General features: G+C 69.4%; 16 protein-coding genes. 5 read left to right on the top strand and 11 right to left on the bottom strand.

Annotated features, from left to right (window positions below; translation table 11 throughout):
• Positions 1 to 665 precede the first annotated feature (665 nt).
• Positions 666 to 875: a zinc ribbon domain-containing protein gene (locus AB0D27_RS32505; protein WP_362515885.1), complete on the top strand. Its 210-nt coding sequence runs from the start codon at positions 666 to 668 to the stop codon at positions 873 to 875.
• Between the two features lie 218 nt (positions 876 to 1093).
• Here the strand turns inward: AB0D27_RS32505 and AB0D27_RS32510 are convergent, their stop codons facing one another.
• Genes AB0D27_RS32510 through AB0D27_RS32520 form a run of 3 tightly spaced genes read right to left on the bottom strand, consistent with a single transcriptional unit; the run spans position 1094 to position 5591 of the window.
• Positions 1094 to 1927 carry an HAD family hydrolase gene (locus AB0D27_RS32510; protein ID WP_362515887.1) on the bottom strand — a complete coding sequence of 278 codons (834 nt, stop codon included), beginning with the start codon at positions 1925 to 1927 and terminating at the stop codon, positions 1094 to 1096.
• Positions 1927 to 4377 carry a phosphoribosyltransferase gene (locus AB0D27_RS32515; RefSeq protein WP_362515888.1) on the bottom strand — a complete coding sequence of 817 codons (2451 nt, stop codon included), beginning with the start codon at positions 4375 to 4377 and terminating at the stop codon, positions 1927 to 1929. Before AB0D27_RS32515 ends, AB0D27_RS32510 begins: the two co-directional genes overlap by 1 nt.
• A 44-nt stretch (positions 4378 to 4421) precedes the next feature.
• The gene (locus AB0D27_RS32520) at positions 4422 to 5591 is read right to left on the bottom strand and encodes an HpcH/HpaI aldolase/citrate lyase family protein (RefSeq protein ID WP_362515890.1); all 1170 of its coding nucleotides are present in this window, start codon (positions 5589 to 5591) and stop codon (positions 4422 to 4424) included.
• A gap of 179 nt (positions 5592 to 5770) precedes the next feature.
• Here AB0D27_RS32520 and AB0D27_RS32525 point away from each other — a divergent pair, with 179 nt between their 5' ends.
• Positions 5771 to 6592: a TerD family protein gene (locus AB0D27_RS32525; RefSeq protein ID WP_362515891.1), complete on the top strand. Its 822-nt coding sequence runs from the start codon at positions 5771 to 5773 to the stop codon at positions 6590 to 6592.
• Positions 6593 to 6734: 142 nt separating this feature from the next.
• Here the strand turns inward: AB0D27_RS32525 and AB0D27_RS32530 are convergent, their stop codons facing one another.
• The 6 genes from AB0D27_RS32530 to AB0D27_RS32555 form a co-directional block, all read right to left on the bottom strand.
• The gene (locus AB0D27_RS32530) at positions 6735 to 7472 is read right to left on the bottom strand and encodes a Tellurium resistance (protein WP_362515893.1); all 738 of its coding nucleotides are present in this window, start codon (positions 7470 to 7472) and stop codon (positions 6735 to 6737) included.
• Between the two features lie 148 nt (positions 7473 to 7620).
• The gene (locus AB0D27_RS32535) at positions 7621 to 8769 is read right to left on the bottom strand and encodes a DUF475 domain-containing protein (protein WP_362515894.1); all 1149 of its coding nucleotides are present in this window, start codon (positions 8767 to 8769) and stop codon (positions 7621 to 7623) included.
• A 107-nt stretch (positions 8770 to 8876) separates the two neighbouring features.
• Positions 8877 to 9452 carry a TerD family protein gene (locus AB0D27_RS32540; RefSeq protein ID WP_327428387.1) on the bottom strand — a complete coding sequence of 192 codons (576 nt, stop codon included), beginning with the start codon at positions 9450 to 9452 and terminating at the stop codon, positions 8877 to 8879.
• Positions 9453 to 9552: 100 nt separating this feature from the next.
• A complete protein-coding gene (locus AB0D27_RS32545) occupies positions 9553 to 10128 on the bottom strand; it encodes a TerD family protein (protein ID WP_362515896.1) in 576 nt (191 codons plus the stop codon).
• A 113-nt stretch (positions 10129 to 10241) separates the two neighbouring features.
• Positions 10242 to 10700, bottom strand: coding sequence for a peroxiredoxin (locus AB0D27_RS32550; protein ID WP_362515940.1), 459 nt, complete (start codon positions 10698 to 10700; stop codon positions 10242 to 10244).
• 173 nt (positions 10701 to 10873) lie between these two features.
• Positions 10874 to 11302 (bottom strand): DUF3052 domain-containing protein, encoded by a 429-nt coding sequence (locus AB0D27_RS32555; RefSeq protein WP_362515897.1) that lies wholly within the window; start codon positions 11300 to 11302, stop codon positions 10874 to 10876.
• 434 nt (positions 11303 to 11736) lie between these two features.
• On the opposite strand from AB0D27_RS32555, the gene aceE reads away from it, so the two are divergent.
• Both aceE and AB0D27_RS32565 read left to right on the top strand, forming a co-directional pair.
• The gene (gene aceE / locus AB0D27_RS32560) at positions 11737 to 14484 is read left to right on the top strand and encodes a pyruvate dehydrogenase (acetyl-transferring), homodimeric type (RefSeq protein ID WP_362515899.1); all 2748 of its coding nucleotides are present in this window, start codon (positions 11737 to 11739) and stop codon (positions 14482 to 14484) included.
• Between the two features lie 76 nt (positions 14485 to 14560).
• Positions 14561 to 15340 (top strand): ion channel, encoded by a 780-nt coding sequence (locus tag AB0D27_RS32565; RefSeq protein ID WP_362515900.1) that lies wholly within the window; start codon positions 14561 to 14563, stop codon positions 15338 to 15340.
• Positions 15341 to 15775: 435 nt separating this feature from the next.
• Here AB0D27_RS32565 and AB0D27_RS32570 read toward each other — a convergent pair whose 3' ends face one another.
• The gene (locus AB0D27_RS32570; protein ID WP_362515901.1) at positions 15776 to 16084 is read right to left on the bottom strand and encodes a small hydrophobic protein; all 309 of its coding nucleotides are present in this window, start codon (positions 16082 to 16084) and stop codon (positions 15776 to 15778) included.
• A 232-nt stretch (positions 16085 to 16316) separates the two neighbouring features.
• Positions 16317 to 17939 (bottom strand): MFS transporter, encoded by a 1623-nt coding sequence (locus tag AB0D27_RS32575; RefSeq protein ID WP_362515903.1) that lies wholly within the window; start codon positions 17937 to 17939, stop codon positions 16317 to 16319.
• 114 nt (positions 17940 to 18053) lie between these two features.
• Here AB0D27_RS32575 and AB0D27_RS32580 point away from each other — a divergent pair, with 114 nt between their 5' ends.
• Positions 18054 to 18713, top strand: a complete 660-nt coding sequence (locus AB0D27_RS32580) for a TetR family transcriptional regulator (RefSeq protein WP_362515905.1) — start codon at positions 18054 to 18056, stop codon at positions 18711 to 18713.
• The last annotated feature ends 12 nt before the right edge of the window (positions 18714 to 18725 follow it).

An 18725-nucleotide genomic window follows, 5' to 3' on the forward strand; every position in this document is an offset into this window, starting at 1 on the left:
CGTCCCACGACCGGACCCACGGTCGGCTACGGGATCAGTCCCACGACCGGCTCCGGGATCGATCCCACGACCGGCTCCGGGATCCGTCCCACGACCGGACCCACGGTCGGCTACGGGATCAGTCCCACGACCGGCTCCGGGATCGATCCCACGACCGGCTCCGGGATCCGTCCCACGACCGGCCCCACGACCGGCTACGGGGTCGATCCCACGACCGGCTCCGGGGTCGGCCCCACGACCGGCTCCGGGATCCGTCCCACGACCGGCCCCACGACCGGCTACGGGATCGGCCCCACGACCGGCCCCTCGATCGTCCCCCCGGTCAGTTTCCGGCTCGGCGCGGCGGCGGTGCGGGCGGCCGTCGCCCTCCCCTCTAGCCAAGGCCGGCTCCGCCGCATGGGCGGGCCAGGGGATGCCGAACATCCCTTCGATGCCATGTCTGGGTCACGACCGCGTCTCCCTCCGCACTTCGTCCTTGCGCGCGCGGGTAGATGCAGCGGCCGCATACGCGGCAGCGAGCCCCCCTCCCCGACCTTGCGGCTCGTCGCGGCCCTCTTAAATTATCAGCGACCATAGTGATCTCTTCGTCCAGGAACAGGACAGAAGCGATCAGGGGGTCCAGTGGAACCCTACGGCCCTCGGCCGGCTGCGGCTAACCTGTGCGCATGCCTCGCTACGAGTACCGCTGCCGGACCTGCGGCGACACGTTCGAACTGAACCGCCCGATGGCGGAGTCCGCCGCCCCCGCGGCCTGCCCCGTTGGGCACGACGACACGGTGAAACTCCTGTCGACGGTCGCCGTGGGCGGCTCGGCCTCCGCACCGCGCTCCGCCGGGGGCGGAGGCGGCTGCTGCGGCGGGGGCTGCTGCGGCTGATCCAGGGAAGATTTCTCAGGAACTCTTCAGCTTTGCCCGAGGCTTGGCGGGCTCCGCAAGGAGCTCCACACGGGGCTCCTCAAGTCCGGCCCGCGGCTCCTCAGGCTCGCGCGTGCTCCTCAAGTCCGGCCCGCAGCTCCTCAAGCTCCGCCCGGGCCCCTCAAGTCGGCCGCGGCTCCTCAAGCTCCGCCCGAGCTCCTCAAGTCGCCCGCGGCTCCTCAGACCTGTCCCGTGCCGCCATCGGCGCAGGCGTGCAGGAACTCCCGCAGGATCCGCTCCCCCGCCGCGACCCCCCGCTCCGGAAGTGCGGTGATCGCCGGCGCCGTCCAGTCCGCTTCGGCCAGTTCGCCGTGGCCGGGACGCCAGCCCCGGTCGGCGGCCAGGAGCAGGTCGGCGTCGAGGAGGGAGTCCCCGGCGGCGAGGGTGACGGCGGCGCCGGTGCGGCGGGCGACCTCGTACATGGCCGCGCTCTTGGTCAGCGGCTTCGGCACGGCGTAGATCTTGCGGCCCTGGAGCGAGACGGTCCAGCCCCGGTTCTCCGCCCACACCGCGAGTTCCTTCACCCACTCCTCGGGGAGCAGCTCGCGCTCCACCACGAGATACGCGAACAGGTCCTCGGCGACGCGGTGCTTGCGCACCCACAGCGGGTCGGCGGTGGTCGCCAGGTGCTCGCGCACCTCGGCCAGCGGCGCGCACTCGCCGGCGAGCCGTGCCGTCACCCGCGCGTGCCATTCCGGGTCGGAGACGCCGTCCACGAGCAGGTGCCCGCCGTTGGCGCAGATCGCGTACTTCGGGGCCGGGCCCGGCAGGTTGATGCGCTGGTACTGCTTGCGGGTGCGGGTCGTGGTGGGCACGAAGACCGCCGTGTCGCCGAGTTCGCCGAGGAGCGCGCCGGCCGTCTCCGTCATGTATGACAGCGGCCGGCTCTCGTGCACCTCGACACAGAGCAGCCGGGGCGCCCGCGCGTCGGGCATGGTCAGCGCGAGGGCGGCGGAGGAGTAGATGAGCGTGCGGTCGAGGTCGCTGGCGACGAGCACCCTGGGCGTGGCCATCAGACCGTCACCGCCTTGCCGTCGGCGCCGGTCGCACCGCGCGTGAACTTCGGGTGGATCAGCCCCACGCAGGTGTACGGGAGTTCGTCGACCTCCTCGACGGGCACCCCCCGCTGCTCGGCGAGCAGGCGTACGTGGTCGAGGTCGGCGCCCGCCCCGGCCCGCGCGAGGATCTTCCAGGGGACGCGGCGCAGCAGCACCCTGGTGGTCTCGCCGACGCCGGGCTTGACGAGGTTCACATCGTGGATCTCGTACTCCTCGCTGATCCGCTCGACCGCCGCCCAGCCCTCCCAGCTGGGGGTGCGGTCCGCGGCGAGCAGCTCCTTGGCCTGGGCGCAGGCCGCGTCGGCGACGTCGGCGAAGTGGGCGGCGACGGCGTCCACGAAGGCGACGGAGACGTCGGATCCGGCGAGTTCGCGGTAGAACTTGGCTCCGTGGAAGTCGTGCTCGCCGACCAGGTCGGAGCGCAGCACCGTACGCGAGATCAGCCCGGAGACCGTTGAGTTGAGGCACGCGGAGGGGATGAGGAAGTCCTCTCGGGTGCCGTACGTCCGCACGCACGAGCCCGGGTCGGCGAGCACCGCGATCTCCGGGTCGAAGCCGGTGATGCCGTCGGAGGCCTCGAACTCCTCGATGGCCTGGGCGAGTTCGCGGGTGATGGCGCCCTTGCCGGTCCAGCCGTCGACGAAGACGACGTCGGCCGGGTCGTGGTGGGCGGCGAGCCAGCGCAGCGCGTTGGCGTCGATGCCCCGGCCGCGGACGATGGAGACGGCGTAGTGAGGGAGGTCCAGCTCGTGGCGGTCCCTGGCCCAGCGGCGCATCAGGACGCCGACGGGGGTGCCCGCGCGGGCGAGGGAGACCAGCACCGGCCTCGGCGACCGCTCGGCGAGCACCAGCTCCGTGACGGCACCGACGGCCTGGGCGATGCGGGCCGCCGAGGTGTCGAGGGCGGCGTGGAACAGCTCCTGGTACTGGGTGCTCGGCTGGTACTCGACCGGCAGCGATTCCGCGTAGTGGGCGCCGCCGCTCTGGATCGCCTCCTCGCGCTCCTCGGTCGGCGCCTCCAGGCCGACGTCCGAGAGGTCCTGGAGCAGCCAGCCGACCTCGTCCGGCGCGTACGAGGAGAAGGCGGGGCCGCGGAGGGGCTCGGGGAGCATGGAGGGCCTTTCGGTGGACGGCCGTGCCGGGACGTACGAGGGGACGACCGCGAGCAGGACGCTCGGGGTGTGCGCGGCGAGCTGGGCCAACAGGCCGTCAGGGGCGTGCAGTTCGGGGGTGTCGGCGGTGGAGTCGACGACCGCGACGACGGCGTCGAAGCCGGCACCGGCGACGTTGTAGGCGTAGCGCTCGCCGGGGCCGTCGTCCGGGTGGTCGTGGGCGGGGAAAACGATGCGGCTGCGGATCGCGTAGCCCGGGTCGTCGAGGGCGAGGACGGGCGAGCGGGTGGTCGTGGAGTAGCGCACCTCGGCGGCCACCACCTGCTCCAGTTCGCGCGCGAGCCGCAGCGGCGCGTACATCAGCTCCTCGAAGCCCAGCACCAGGACGCGCCGCGCGCCGTCCGGCAGCGCGTCGGCGAGTCGCGCGGCCATGGCGGGCAGGGCACCGTCCAGCCGTATTCGATGCCCGGGCGTGAACCCGTGCCGCCCACCGTCGGGGACACCCCGGGGCCAGCCGAGTTCGACACGGGTGGCCTTCTCGGGGTGCCCGTGCGGCGCGGGGGCGGGCGGCGCGGACTCGTGTGCGGCGACCAGCGCCTGTCCCTTCTCAAGGACGCCCTCCGGAAGCTTCACCGTCCCCGACGCCGCTGCCACCAGGTCCACCCGCGCCCCGATCTCCGCCGCGAACTCCTCCAGGCGCCCCAGATCGGCGGCCGAGCGCATGTCGACCAGCGCCACCACCACGTACCGTTCCCGCGGATAGCGCTCGTGCAGGGCGCGGATCGTGTTGAGGACCGTGTTGCCGGTGGAGAACTCGTCGTCGACGAGGATCAGGGCGCCGGAGCCCGCCAGCAGACCGGGGTTCTCCGGCAGGAGCAGATGCGAGGTGGCGTGCGAGTGGGACTCCTCGAAGCCGCCCGCCCGGGCGACGCCCTCCACGGCGCGGCGGGTGGAGTGCAGATAGGGCGCGAGGCCCACGCCGTCCGCGACGGAGTGGCCGAGCCCGGTGGCCGTCTCCGCGTACCCAAGGACCACGGCCGTGCGGGCGTCCTCGGCGCCCAGCAGGTCGCGCACCCGTCGGCCGAGCGCGAACCCGTACCCGTACACGACGGACGGCGACTGCGGGACGTGCTTGCCCAGGACGTTCGAGACGAGCAGATGGGCGCGCTTGGGATTGCGCCGCAGCGCGAGGCCCAGCAGGTCGCGCAGCTCCCCGTCACCGACGAGCTCGACACCGAGCCGCTCGGCGACCCATGTACCGGTCCACACCACGTCGTTCACTGCGTTGTACACCGATTCCTTGTCGATCCGGTTCCGCGTCGCTCGGCCGGGCCGGCTCACGCCGGGAGCCCGGCGGTGAGCAGCTCCACGAAGCCGATGTCCTCGTTCGCGACACCGAAGACCTCGGCCCGCAGGAGGGTCCGCTCGGCCCACGCGCGATGCGGTTTCACTTCATTCATTTTGTTCGTGTATGCCGACCGCAGTACACCCCCGCCGCCTCGCTCGGGCCTGAGGATGTCCTGCGCGTCGCTGAACTCCTCGTGACTGACGACGGACAGCGCGTGCACGGGCAGCACGTGCGAGGGGTGGATGCAGGTCTTGCCCATCAGTCCGTTGGCCTGGTCGAGGGCGATCTCGCGCAGCAGCCCGTCCATGGCGTGCTCGATCAGCGCCTCGCGCAGTTCCTCGGCCTGCCCCTCCAGGAAGGGGCTGCGGCGCAGCTGCGGCTTGAACATGCGCTCCTGGACGCGGAAGTACTCCCACACCGGCCCGGTCACCGTGAAGCCGGTGCCGTCGGCCCGTCCCAGCATGTTCACGACGTCGGCGATCACGGAGGCGACGACCTGGACGTCGTACGCCGTCATGTCGGGGGCTCTGCGCAGCGCGTACGAGGAGCAGAAGTCCGTGACTCCCAGGCGCAGCGCGAGCACCCGGTCGCGGTACTTGTCGACGGCGCGGGAGATGCCCTCCAGGGTGTCGACGCGCGACTCCCGGTACAGCAGCTCGGGCGATTCCAGCACGGGCATGGCGAACAGGCGCCGCCGGCTCGCCGCCTCGGCGGAGGCGAGCGCCTCCAGGAAGGGCGTCCCGCGTTCCTCGGTGAACTTCGGCATCACGAATCCGGACAGCAGCCGGACGGCGGGTCCGAGACGCTGGACGAGATCACCGATCTGTTCGGGGAAGCGGACCCGCACGAACAGCAGCGGAGGCTCGCCGGCGTCCTTTCGTCCCGCGAGGTCGGTGAGCTGCCGGACCAGGTTCTCCTCGGCGCCCGCGACCTCCGAGTCGTCTATGGAGTCCTCCAGGCACAGCACCATGGAGACCACGCCGCTCGCGGCCTGCTTGAGGATGTCGTCGGCCAGCCGCGGCCTGGTCGCCGGGCTGTACAGGGTGGCTCCGAGGGCCGTCGCGAGGACCCGGGACGGGGAGTCGGCGGTGAAGACGTTCGGCTCCCGGTGGAAGAGACGTTGCCGCTCTTCAGGGGCGATATGACCAAAATGACGCATGAAACTCCCCCGTTGCGGCTAGGCGGCCCGCCGTGATGTGGCCGGTAATAGTACGTACAAATCCATGTCAAGAGTTCCCACCCAGCGTGAAGTTCAAGTAACTGGGCCGTGTCCGGCATCCACCGGTCCGGGGAGACCCCACGTTGTCGTGACCAGGACCGAGAGGGCAGGATGACCGCATGACGCACGCGATGCTGAAGGGGTCGAACGTCCCGCTGGACGCCACGGCGGTACGCGCCGTGCTGCGCTGGTCGCCCGGGCAGGGTGTCCCTGATGTCGATGCCTCGGCGCTGCTCCTCGGCGCCGACGGTCGTGTGCGATCCGACGAGGACTTCGTCTTCTACAACCAGCCACGCCATCCCTCCGGCAAAGTCTGGCGGCTCGGCAAGAAACGCGTCACCGAGGGCCTGACCGACACGATCCAGACAGATCTGGCGGGTGTCGAGTCCGGAGTCGGACAGATTCTCCTCGTCGCATCGGCGGACGACGTCACCTTCGACCACGTACGGGACCTGCGCATCCTGCTGTACGACGCCACGGTCGCGGACGGCGAACCGCTGACGTACTTCGACATCAAGCCGGAGACGGGCGCGGAGACCGCGCTGATCTGCGGGGAGCTGTACCGGCGCGGGGAGGGCTGGAAGTTCCGGGCGCTCGGCGAGGGCTACTCCGACGGCCTGGTGGGGCTCGCCACCGACTTCGGGATCTCGGTGGACGAGACGGAGGCCGCCGTCGCCCCGGTGACCGGATCCGTACCCGAGGCCGCCGCCTGGTCCGCGCCCGCCGCCGCGCCGGAGACCTCGGTGCCGCTGCCGCCGGAGCAGCCCGCTGCGGTGCCGCAGCAGCCCGCGTACGGGTATCCGCAGGCGGCACCCGCGGTCGCCGCGCAGCCGGCGTACGGGTATCCCCAGCCGGCGTACGGCTACCCGGGGCCGGTGGGCGCCTCGCCCGACCCCGACTTCAAGCTGCCGCCGCAGGGGCCGCAGTTCATCGGGCGTTAGCAGGCTGCCCGGAACTGGTGCGGGCGGGGTGGATTCCGCTTGCCCGAGCTTGCGGGGTGCCGCTTCCGGGGCGGAGTGCCGCCCTTTCCGGTCTTTCCGGGACGGTGCCGCCCCAGCGGCACGACTTCCCGCGGCTGACCGGCTAGCGGTCGACCTTTGACTTGTACCCCCGGCCCCACTGCAGTCCCCAGCCGTAGAGGCGGTCGAGTTCGGCCTGGAAGCCGTAGACGAATTTCACCTCGCGGCGCACCGTCACTTCGCCCTTGTTGTTCTGGATCATCACGACGGCGCAGGAACGGGCCTGCGGATGGCGTTCGTCGAGGCCGATCTCGATGCGCGGGCCGTTGCTCGGGTAGAGCGTGATGATGGCGTGCGTACGGTCGAAGGCGGGGGTCTGGTCGTAGATGTAGACGAAGACCAGCAGCCGTTTGATGTCGTCGCGGTGGTCCAGGTTGACGTACGCCGTCTCGCCCGACGCCGAGCCGAAGCGGTCGTCGCCGCTGAGCTTCACATAGGGCGGCACGTTGAGTTCGCCGAAGAAGCTGCCCAGCGGCTGCACCACACCCTTGGTGCCGTCCGCCAGCTCGTACATGACGCCGAGGTCGAGGTCGACGTTGACCATGCTCTGGGTGTGCGCCTGGACCACTTCCGGTTTGAAGGTGCGGAAGGGGTGGCGCAGCAGGCTGCCGCGCTCCGGGCCGCCTATGTCGGAGGTGCGCATCCGCCAGGACAGGTTGATGCGCAGATTGCCGGTGGCCGCGCCCTGTTTGGTGAGCGAGACGGTGTGGTTGCGCTTGGTCAGTTCTATGGAGTTGGTGGCCGCGCTGCCGGAGTCGAAGTCCGCCGAGCGTCCGCGCCACAGGTCCTGCCAGATACCCATTCCGCCCCCCAGTTCCCGATATGCGGCCGGGGCGGCCGTGAGGACTCGTCCTCGACGGCCGCCCCGCTCAGAGCGTTCCTCAACCGGAGGGGTGTCACACCCGCTGAAACCGGCGGGCTGTCACGGGCCCCTTAAGACCGGTGCGCTGTCACACCCCGGACGAGACCTCATCCTTCTCGTCCGAGGTCGCGTCTTTTCCCTCGGCGTCGGCGAGCGCCTTGTTGCGGCGCACGGACGACCAGAAGGACCAGGCGATCAGGACGACGCCGACGAGGCCGGTGATGACCTCGTGGATCTGGTACTGGATCGTGACCATGAGGAGCACGGCCAGGGCGCCGATCGCGTAGTGGGCGCCGTGCTCCAGGTAGACGTAGTCGTCGAGGGTGCCCTGGCGGACCAGGTAGACCGTGAGCGAGCGGACGTACATGGCGCCGATGCCGAGACCGAGCGCCATCAGCACGATGTCGTTGGTGATGGCGAAGGCGCCGATGACGCCGTCGAAGGAGAAGGACGCGTCCAGCACTTCCAGGTAGAGGAACATGAAGAACGCGGCCTGGCCGGCGAGGACGACGGCGGGCTTCTTCTTGCCCGTCCGCTCGGCCTCCTCCTCTGCCTCGTGTTCGCGCTCCTCCTCTTCCTCGAGCTTGTCCTCGAAGTAGCCGGAGAGGCCGCCGACGACCATGTAGGTGATCAGGCCGGCGATGCCGGCGATCAGCACGGTCTGCGCCTTGTCGGCGTGCGCGCCGCCATGCTGGTGGGCGTGCGCCGCGAAGGTGAACGAGGTGATCAGCAGGACGATCAGGGCGATGCAGACCGCCAGCATGTCGACCTTGCCGAGCTTGGCCAGCGGCCGCTCGATCCAGCGCAGCCACTGGATGTCCCGGTCCTCGAAGATGAAGTCGAGGAAGATCATCAGCAGGAACATACCGCCGAAGGCGGCGATCGCCGGGTGGGCGTCCGTGACCAGCTGTTGGTAGTGGTCCTTGTTGTTGAGCGCGAGGTCGACCGCGTCGATCGGGCCGATCTTGGCGGTGATGGCGACGATGACGACAGGGAAGACCAGCCGCATGCCGAAGACGGCGATGAGAACGCCCACTGTGAGGAAGATCTTCTGCCAGAAGGCACTCATCTTCTTCAGGATTCCGGCGTTGACCACCGCGTTGTCGAAGGACAGCGAGATCTCCAGGACGGCCAGGATCGCCACGATGCCGAAGGCGGTCCACCCCCCGTAGAACGCCGCTGCGACCAAGCCGAGCGCGGTGACCGCAAACGACCAGCCGAAGGTTTTCAGAAGCACTGGCTACCCCATCGTGTATGTACGGGTCTCCCCCGCGCCGTACTCGGCTTTACTCACTGTTGACCACGAAGTCTAGAGGGCTGCCCCTTCGGCCGGTCCAGGCGGCCCTAGGAAACGTTCACCCCGAAGTCGAGGGCGATGCCCCGCAGGCCTGACGCGTACCCCTGACCGACGGCGCGGAACTTCCACTCCTGGTTGTATCGGTACACCTCGCCGAAGATCATCGCCGTCTCCGTGGAGGCGTCCTCGGAGAGGTCGTAGCGGGCGAGCTCCTGGCCGTCGGCCTGGTTGACGACGCGGATGAAGGCGTTGCTGACCTGGCCGAAGGTCTGACCGCGGTTGTCGGCGTCATGGATCGAGACCGGGAAGACGATCTTGTCCACGTTGGCCGGCACCTTGGAGAGGTCGATCAGGATCGACTCGTCGTCGCCCTCTCCCTCACCCGTGAGGTTGTCCCCGGTGTGCTCCACCGAGCCGTCCGGGCTCTTGAGCTGGTTGTAGAAGATGAACCACTCGTCCCCGAGCACCCGGCCGCCGTTGCACAGCAGTGCGCTGGCGTCGAGGTCGAAGTCGGCTCCGGTGGTGGAGCGCGCGTCCCAGCCGAGCCCGATCATCACCTGCGTGAGGTTCGGTGCGGCCTTCGAGAGGGAGACATTGCCCCCCTTGGCGAGCGTGACGCCCATGATGCTGGTCCTCCCCGAGGTCAGACTTTCCGTTGTACAGCTGGGCCGGCGCCGCACGTGAAGGTGCGGCGCCGGACCGAAGAGCCGACGAGCGTACGGCTCAGACGTTCACGCCGAAGTCCTGCGCGATGCCGCGCAGGCCCGAGGCGTAACCCTGGCCGATGGCGCGGAACTTCCACTCCGCGCCGTTGCGGTAGAGCTCGCCGAAGACCATCGCGGTCTCCGTCGAGGCGTCCTCGGAGAGGTCGTAACGCGCGATCTCCGCCTCGCCCGCCTGGTTCACCACGCGGATGAACGCGTTGCGGACCTGGCCGAACGACTGCTGGCGGTTCTCGGCGTCGTAGATCGAGACCGGGAACACGATCTTCTGGACGTCGGCCGGGACGGAGGCGAGGTTGACCTTGATCTGCTCGTCGTCGCCCTCGCCCTCACCCGTGATGTTGTCCCCGGTGTGCTCGACCGAGCCGTCCGGGCTCTTGAGGTTGTTGAAGAATACGAAGTTCTGGTCGGTGCTGACCTTGCCGTCCGCGTTCGTGAGGATGGCGCTGGCGTCGAGGTCGAAGTCGACGCCGGTCGTCGTACGGGCGTCCCATCCGAGACCGACGATGACCGCGGTCAGTCCCGGGGCCTCCTTGGTCAGCGATACGTTGCCGCCCTTGCTGAGGCTGACTCCCACGAGTCCTCCCAATGGTGTCCAGGGGCGGGGAGCCCCGTCGTGCGTTGGTATCGGATCAACGTCTCGATCCTAGTGACGGGTTCCCGCACCCCGCAGGGCTTGGAACCGAAGAATCACAGGGTGTCGAGCGCCTTGATGTACTCATTCAGGTCACGCGCGTCCGGCAGAGCGTTGACGATCGTCCAGCGGACGACACCCTCCTTGTCGATGATGAACGTGCCGCGCACCGCGCAGCCCTTGTCCTCGTCGAAGACGCCGTAGGCGCGCGAAGTGTTGCCGTGCGGCCAGAAGTCGGAGAGCAGCGGGTATTCCAGGCCCTCCTGCTCGGCGAAGACGCGCAGGGTGTGGATGGAGTCGTTCGAGACGGCCAGCAACTGGGTGTCACGGTCGGTGAACTGCGGCAGGTTGTCGCGCAGGGAGCACAGTTCACCGGTGCACACGCCGGTGAAAGCGAACGGGTAGAAGAGCAGCACCACGTTCTTCTCGCCGCGGAAGTCGGACAGCTTCACGCTGGCGCCGTGGTTGTCCTTGAGCTCGAAGTCCGGGGCCTTGGTGCCGACCTCGATCGCCATAGTCACACGCTTCCCTTCCAGGGGGCTGTTCGGGTGACGACCAGCCTACGCAGTGATCGACACGAGGTCCCGGAGTGTCCCTGGCGGGCGTGGTCCGGCGCATGCGTGAGGCCCCCGCCGAGGTGGCTCGGCGGGGGCCTCAAGCGATGCTCTGCGGCAGACGGTGCGGCAGCTCAGCGCTTCGACTTGGGAGTGGCCAGGCGCGTACCCGACCATTCCTTGCCGACGGAGATGCTCTTCGTCTGGGAGAGGCCGGCGGTCTGTGCGGCATCGCTGATGTCGCTGGGCTCGACGTAACCGTCCCTGCCGGTCTTCGGGGTCAGCAGCCAGATCATGCCGCCGTCCTCAAGGAGACCGATGGCGTCCACCAGTGCGTCCGTGAGATCGCCGTCCTCGTCCCGGAACCACAGCAGCACGACGTCTGCGACGTCGTCGTAGTCCTCGTCGACCAGATCCTGGCCGATCAGCGATTCGATGCCTTCACGGAGCTCGTGGTCAACGTCGTCGTCGAAGCCGATCTCCTGGACCACCTGCCCGGGCTCGAACCCCAGCCTGGCGGCCGGGTTGGTCCGCTCCTCCGCGTGGTCCGCGGTCGCGCTCACGGCTTGCCTCCTGATCATGTTTCGGTAGATGTCTCAGCCACGCGCGTGCGCGAAGCATTGGCCGTAGTCCACACGGGCGGGACGGATCGCGCAAGTACCCGGCCGTCGAGACCGCCGAAACGGTGACGATCCTGGCGGTGTCGACGCAACTCCCGGCGGGCCATCACGGCGTTACGTGACGCACACCACACCTTTCTGCCCCATTTATGAATTTCGGAACCCCTTGGAGCGTACGAGACCCGAACGACTTTGCGGAACGCGTCACGTACTGAGCGTATCGTTGCGTTTTGGCCGGGGCCGTCCCGCGGTCCCCCGCGCATGTCTCGGTTACCCCCTGGTAGAGATGACGTTTCGCGTCCCCGAGGTACACGATGGGGACGGTGCAGACACGGGGAAACCCACCGCAGACAGCCCTCTGACAGCGAAGGAACAGCGTGGCTTCCGGATCCGATCGCAACCCGATCATCATTGGCGGCCTTCCCAGCCAGGTCCCGGACTTCGACCCTGAGGAGACTCAGGAGTGGCTCGACTCCCTCGACGCCGCCGTCGACCAGCGCGGCCGTGAGCGAGCCCGCTATCTGATGCTGCGGCTGATCGAGAGGGCCCGCGAGAAGCGCGTGGCCGTGCCCGAGATGCGCAGTACGGACTACGTCAACACGATCGCCACCAAGGACGAGCCGTTCTTCCCCGGCAACGAGGAGATCGAGCGCAAGGTCCTCAACGCGACCCGCTGGAACGCGGCCGTGATGGTGTCCAGGGCCCAGCGCCCCGGCATCGGCGTCGGCGGCCACATCGCCACCTTCGCGTCCTCCGCCTCGCTCTACGACGTGGGCTTCAACCACTTCTTCCGCGGCAAGGACGAGGGCGACGGCGGCGACCAGATCTTCTTCCAGGGCCACGCCTCGCCGGGCATCTACGCCCGCGCGTTCCTCCTCGACCGCCTCTCCGAGCAGCAGCTCGACGCGTTCCGGCAGGAGAAGTCGAAGGCCCCGTACGGCCTGTCCTCGTATCCGCACCCCCGGCTGATGCCGGGCTTCTGGGAGTTCCCGACCGTCTCCATGGGCCTCGGCCCGCTCGGCGCGATCTTCCAGGCCCGTATGAACCGCTACATGGAGGCGCGCGGCATCGCGGACACCTCCAAGTCCCACGTATGGGCATTCCTCGGCGACGGCGAGATGGACGAGCCGGAGTCGCTCGGCCAGCTGTCGATCGCGGCGCGCGAGGGCCTGGACAACCTGACCTTCGTCGTCAACTGCAACCTGCAGCGCCTCGACGGCCCGGTACGCGGCAACGGCAAGATCATCCAGGAGCTGGAGTCGCAGTTCCGGGGCGCCGGGTGGAACGTCATCAAGCTCGTCTGGGACCGCACCTGGGACCCGCTGCTCGCGCAGGACCGCGACGGCGTGCTGGTCAACAAGCTGAACACCACTCCGGACGGCCAGTTCCAGACGTACGCCACCGAGACCGGCGCGTACATCCGCCAGCACTTCTTCGGTGACGACCACCGGCTGCGGGCGATGGTCGAGAACATGACCGACGACCAGATCCTGCACCTCGGCCGCGGCGGTCACGACCACCGGAAGGTCTACGCGGCCTTCGCGGCGGCCAAGGCGCACAAGGGTCAGCCGACCGTGGTCCTCGCCCAGACGGTCAAGGGCTGGACGCTCGGCCCCAACTTCGAGGGCCGCAACGCCACGCACCAGATGAAGAAGCTGACGGTCTCCGACCTCAAGGGCTTCCGTGACCGGCTGCACATCCCGATCACGGACCAGCAGCTGGAGAACGGCGCGCCGCCGTACTACCACCCGGGCCGCAACTCGGAAGAGATCCAGTACATGCACGACCGCCGCAAGGGCCTGGGCGGGTACGTCCCGACCCGTGTCGTACGGTCGAAGCCGCTCGCCCTTCCGGACGACAAGGCGTATGCGAGCGTGAAGAAGGGCTCGGGTCAGCAGTCCATCGCCACGACCATGGCCTTCGTCCGTCTCCTCAAGGACCTCATGCGGGACAAGGAGATCGGCAGGCGTTTCGTGCTGATCGCGCCGGACGAGTACCGCACCTTCGGCATGGACTCGTTCTTCCCGAGCGCGAAGATCTACAACCCGCTCGGCCAGCAGTACGAGGCCGTGGACCGCGATCTGCTCCTCGCGTACAAGGAGTCGCCGACCGGCCAGATGCTGCACGACGGCATCTCGGAGGCGGGCTGCACGGCGTCGCTGATCGCGGCAGGGTCGGCGTACGCCACGCACGGCGAGCCGCTGATCCCGGTGTACGTCTTCTACTCGATGTTCGGTTTCCAGCGCACCGGCGACCAGTTCTGGCAGATGGCCGACCAGCTGGCGCGCGGTTTCGTGCTGGGTGCGACCGCCGGACGGACGACGCTGACCGGTGAGGGGCTCCAGCACGCGGACGGCCACTCGCAGCTGCTCGCCTCGACGAACCCGGGCTGTGTCGCGTACGACCCCGCCTTCGGTTTCGAGATCGCGCACATCGTGAAGGACGGTCTGCGCCGGATGTACGGCTCGAGCGACGAACACCCGCACGGCGAGGACGTCTTCTACTACCTCACCGTCTACAACGAGCCGATCCAGCACCCGGCCGAGCCCTCGGACATCGACGCGGAGGGCATCATCAAGGGCCTCTACCGCTTCAGCGAGGGCACCTCGGGCGCGGTCCCGGCGCAGATCCTGGCGTCCGGTGTCGCCGTGCCGTGGGCGGTCGAGGCGCAGAAGATCCTCGCCGAGGAGTGGAGCGTCAGGGCGGACGTCTGGTCGGCGACCTCCTGGAACGAGCTGCGGCGCGAGGCCGTCGACGTGGAGCGGCACAATCTGCTGCACCCCGAGGAGGAGCAGCGCGTCCCCTATGTGACGCGGAAGCTGGCCGCCGTCCAGGGTCCGTTCGTGGCCGTCTCCGACTGGATGCGATCGGTTCCGGACCAGATCGCTCGGTGGGTGCCGGGCACGTACCAGTCCCTGGGGGCGGACGGGTTCGGCTTCGCCGACACCCGTGGCGCGGCCCGGCGCTTCTTCCACATCGACGCGCAGTCCATCGTGGTCGCGGTGCTGACGGAGCTGGCGCGTGAGGGCAAGGTCGACCGGTCGGTGCTCAAGCAGGCGATCGACCGCTATCAGCTGCTCGACGTGGCCGCGGCCGACCCGGGCGCGGCGGGCGGCGACGCGTAAGCCGTACGTACGTCGGTGAGGGGCGGCGGGGTCATCGGCTCCGCCGCCCCTCCCTCTTTCTTTCTACGATGCGGGCATGAAGCAACAATCGGCACAGGCCCGTTGGGAGCTGCACACCCAGCGGCCTCTGCTCGCGCTCGCGGTGACCTTCGCCGTCGCGTACGCCGTGCCGATCGTGGACAGCGGTGCCGGCGGTTCGCTGACGGTCACCTGCACGGTGGTGGAGTGGGTGGTGTGGGGGGCGTTCGCCGCCGACTATCTCGTACGGCTCGTACTGGCCCGGCGGCGGCGGGAATTCGTCCGCACCCACTGGCTGGACCTGTGCGCCGTGATCCTGCCGATCCTGCAGCCGCTGCGGCTGCTGCGGCTCGTCGCCACGCTGACGCTGGTGGGGCGGCGGGCGCGGATGGCCTCGCAGATCCAGCTGACGACGTACGTCGGGGGCGCGGTGATCGGGCTGCTGATGTTCGGCTCGCTCGCGGTGCTCTCCGTCGAACGGGACTCGCCCAACGGGAACATCAAGACGCTGGGCGACGCGGTGTGGTGGTCGTTCACGACGATGACGACGGTGGGGTACGGGGATCACGCGCCGACCACCGGGATGGGCCGCATGCTCGCGGTCGGACTGATGCTGTCCGGGATCGCGCTCCTCGGTGTGGTCACCGCGAACATCGCCGCGTGGTTCATCTCCCGCTTCGAGAAGGACGACGTGGAGGAACGCCGCCAGACCGCCGCGATCGAGGCTCTCACGGAGGAGGTCCACGCCCTTCGCGCCGAGGTCGCGGCGTTGTCTGGCGGGGCGCCTGAGGGGGTGCCGCACCCGGTGCCGAGTACGACGGAGAAACCCGCCCGCTAACCGCCGTAGGCGACGGCGGCCGGCAGCCGTTGCCACTGTGGGCATGCGTATGGGGCCGCACGGGTGGGTACAGCGGCGCCCCGTAAGCGCCGGGGGCTGCGCGACGCCACTGTGGGCATGCGTGCCGCCTGGGGCGGCACGGGTGGCCACAGCGGCGCCCCGTAAGCGCCGGGCTGCGCGACCTATCCCGAGCTCAGCGCCGGTGCCGGGGGCCCCAGTTGCGGCGGCGCCCGGTGCTGGTGGCTGTGCCCACCCGTCCCGCCCTGCGGGACGATTGCCCACAGCGGGAGCGTGGCGGCAGCGCGCCGCCAGTCGCGGCTGCGGATCCAAGCAAGCCGTCGCCCCGGCCCCGCGGTGCCGCCGCCAGTCGCGGCTGCGGGCCGCGGGTCAGAGCGAGCCGTTTTGCCCGGGCCCGCGGCCAGTCGCGGCCGCGGGTCAGAGCAAGCCGTTGCCCGGGCCCGCGGTGCCGGTCAGCCAGATGATGGCCAAGAGGGTGTCGATCGCACCCAGGACGAGGGCTATCAGGGCCGGGATCGGGCGGGAGCCCGTCCAGTTGCGGCCCATGGCCAGCCAGCCGCAGGCGATCGCCACCGGGCCGAGGATGATGCCCAGCGCGAAGAAGCCGGCGACCGCGCAGACGAGGCCGATGATGCCCAGGGTCGCGCGATCCGGCCCGCTCCGTGACCACGTCCGGCCACGTGAACGGGGGTACCTGCGCGTGCCGTGTCCGAAGCCCGCCATCATCAACTCCTGAACTCCCGTGACCTCTCGGTCGGTTCGGGTCGATGCACCGGGTACCCCCGTTCCTCACCTTCAGACCTGCACGCGCGCTGCCCCCCTCCGGCAGCGCGCCGCAAGCCGGTCGCCCTCCAGGCCATACGGAGGACTTGACCCACTGTGACCTGCGGCGCGTACCGAACGGGAGGAATCCTTGGCCCAGTCACCCTGATAGGCGAAAGCCAAGAAGGCGGGCTCGTCACATGTGGCCGGCGCCCGCCCCCGCGGCCTCCGCGTTCTCGCCCCGCCGGGTGAGCAGCGCGACGAAGACCGCCACGACGGCGACCCCGGCGGCGACGAGACAGGCGAGGCTCATACCGGAGATGAAGGTGTCGTGGGCGACGTCGGTGATCCGCGCGGCGATCTCGGCCGGCGTGCCCTTGGCGACCGGCGCGGCACCGACCTGCACCGCCTCGGAGGCCTGGTCGAGCTGGGCCGGGGTGAGCGGCGGCAGCTTGGCGTCGGCCCAGTTGCCCGCGAGATCGCCGTCGACCTTGGAGGCCATCACGGCGCCCAGCACGGCCGTACCGAGGCTGCCGCCGATCTGCATGGCGGCCTGCTGGAGACCGCCGGCGACACCGGAGAGCTCCATCGGCGCGTTGCCCACGATGACTTCCGTCGCACCGACCATGACCGGCGCGAGACCGAGGCCGAGACCGGCGAACCAGATCGACATGACGAGACTGCCGGTACCCGTGTCGAGCGTGGACATGCCGTACATGGAGATCGCGGTGAGGGCCATGCCACCCGCCAGCGGGATACGCGGGCCCGTCTTGGTGATCAGGGCCCCCGCCAGCGGCGAGCCCACGATCATCATCCCGGTGAGCGGGAGCAGGTGCAGACCCGCGTCGACCGGGCTCATACCGTGCACGTTCTGGAGATAGAAGGTGACGAAGAACAGGCCGCCCAGGAAGGCGATGGCCATCAACACCATGAGAACCACGCCCGCCGACAGCGGCACGGAGCGGAACAGCGCCAGCGGGATCAGCGGCTCCTTGACGCGCTTCTCCCAGAGGGCGAAGAGCGCGAAGCCCAGCGCCGAGAGGCCCAGGAAGGTCCAGGTCAGGCCATGGCCCCAGCCCCAGGCCGGGGCCTTGATGAGCGCCCAGACCAGGCAGAACATGGCGCCGGAGAGCAGCGCGATGCCGAGGATGTCGAAGGAGCGCGGCGCGTTCTTGGCTCGGTGGTCGGTGAGGATCAGCAGGCCCAGGATCAGCGCGATGACACCGACGGGCACGTTGATGAAGAACACCGACTGCCAGCTGACGTGCTGGACCAGCAGGCCGCCGAGGATCGGGCCGCCCGCGGTGGACGCGCCGATGACCATGCCCCAGATGCCGATCGCCATGTTCAGCTTCTCGGCCGGGAAGGTGGCCCGCAGCAGGCCGAGCGCGGCCGGCATCAGCAGCGCGCCGAACAGGCCCTGCAAGACGCGGAAGGTGACGACGAGGGCGATGCTGTCGGACAGACCGATGGCTCCCGAGGCGGCGGCGAAGCCGACCACACCTATGAGGAAGGTCTGCCGGTGCCCGAATCGGTCGCCGAGCTTGCCCGCGGTGATCAGCGTGACCGCGAGGGCGAGGAAGTAGCCGTTGGTGATCCACTGGACGTCGGCGAAGCTCGCGCCGAGGTCCTTTTGGATGGCGGGGTTGGCGATGGCCACGATGGTGCCGTCCAGGGCCACCATCATGACCCCGACGGCCACGGTGATGAGGGTGAACCACGGATGGCCGCGCAGCCCCTTGGCCGGGCCCTGATCCGACGGGGCGACTGGTGCCTTGTCCCCCGAGCCCGTCGTGTCGATGGTGGTCTGACTAGTCATGCTTTCGAGGCTAGTGACAGTCGCTGACAGTTGACAAACCAATTCACAAGTCGGTAACTGTCACATCACTCGCGGATAGGCTGAACTGCGGAAACAGTTCGAAGGAGAAGGTCCATGGAGCTGGCGCGGACGGCCGACGCGGTGCCGCGCCCGGGGCTGCGCGAGCGCAAGAAGCAGCGCACCCGGGACGCGCTGCTGCGGGCGGCCCTCGAACTGTTCACCACCAAGGGGTACGAGCGGACGACCGTCGACGAGATCGCGGAGGCCGTCGACGTCTCGCAGCGCACCTTCTTCCGGTACTTCGCCGGCAAGGAGGACGTCGCCCTCTTCAGCCAGCGGATCGCGGAGTCGCACTTCCTCGCCGCCGTGCGCGAACGCCCGCTCCACGAAGCGCCGTTGGAGGCGCTGCGCCGGGCCGTCCTGGAGGGCTGGGACACCATCGGCGAGGCGGTCGACGCCGTCGTCCCGATCGAACTCCACATGCGCACATTCCAGTTGATCGAGTCGACGCCCGCGCTGCTCGCCGCGCATCTGCGCCGCTCCGCCGAGCTGGAGGAGGAGATCGCCCGGGTGATCGCCGAGCGAGAGGGCCTCGACGTGGACACGGATCCGCGACCGCGGGTCGCGGTCGCCGTGTTCGGCGGGGTGATGCGGGTGACAGGCAGACTGTGGGGCGCGGGGCAGGACGCCAGCGTCGAGGCGATCCGCGAACTGACCGCCGGCTATCTCGACCACGTGGGGCCCGCGTTGGCCGAGAAGTGGCGTACGGAGTGACGGTCGCCCCCC

The organism is Streptomyces sp. NPDC048415, from assembly GCF_040651675.1.
Lineage (GTDB): Bacteria > Actinomycetota > Actinomycetes > Streptomycetales > Streptomycetaceae > Streptomyces.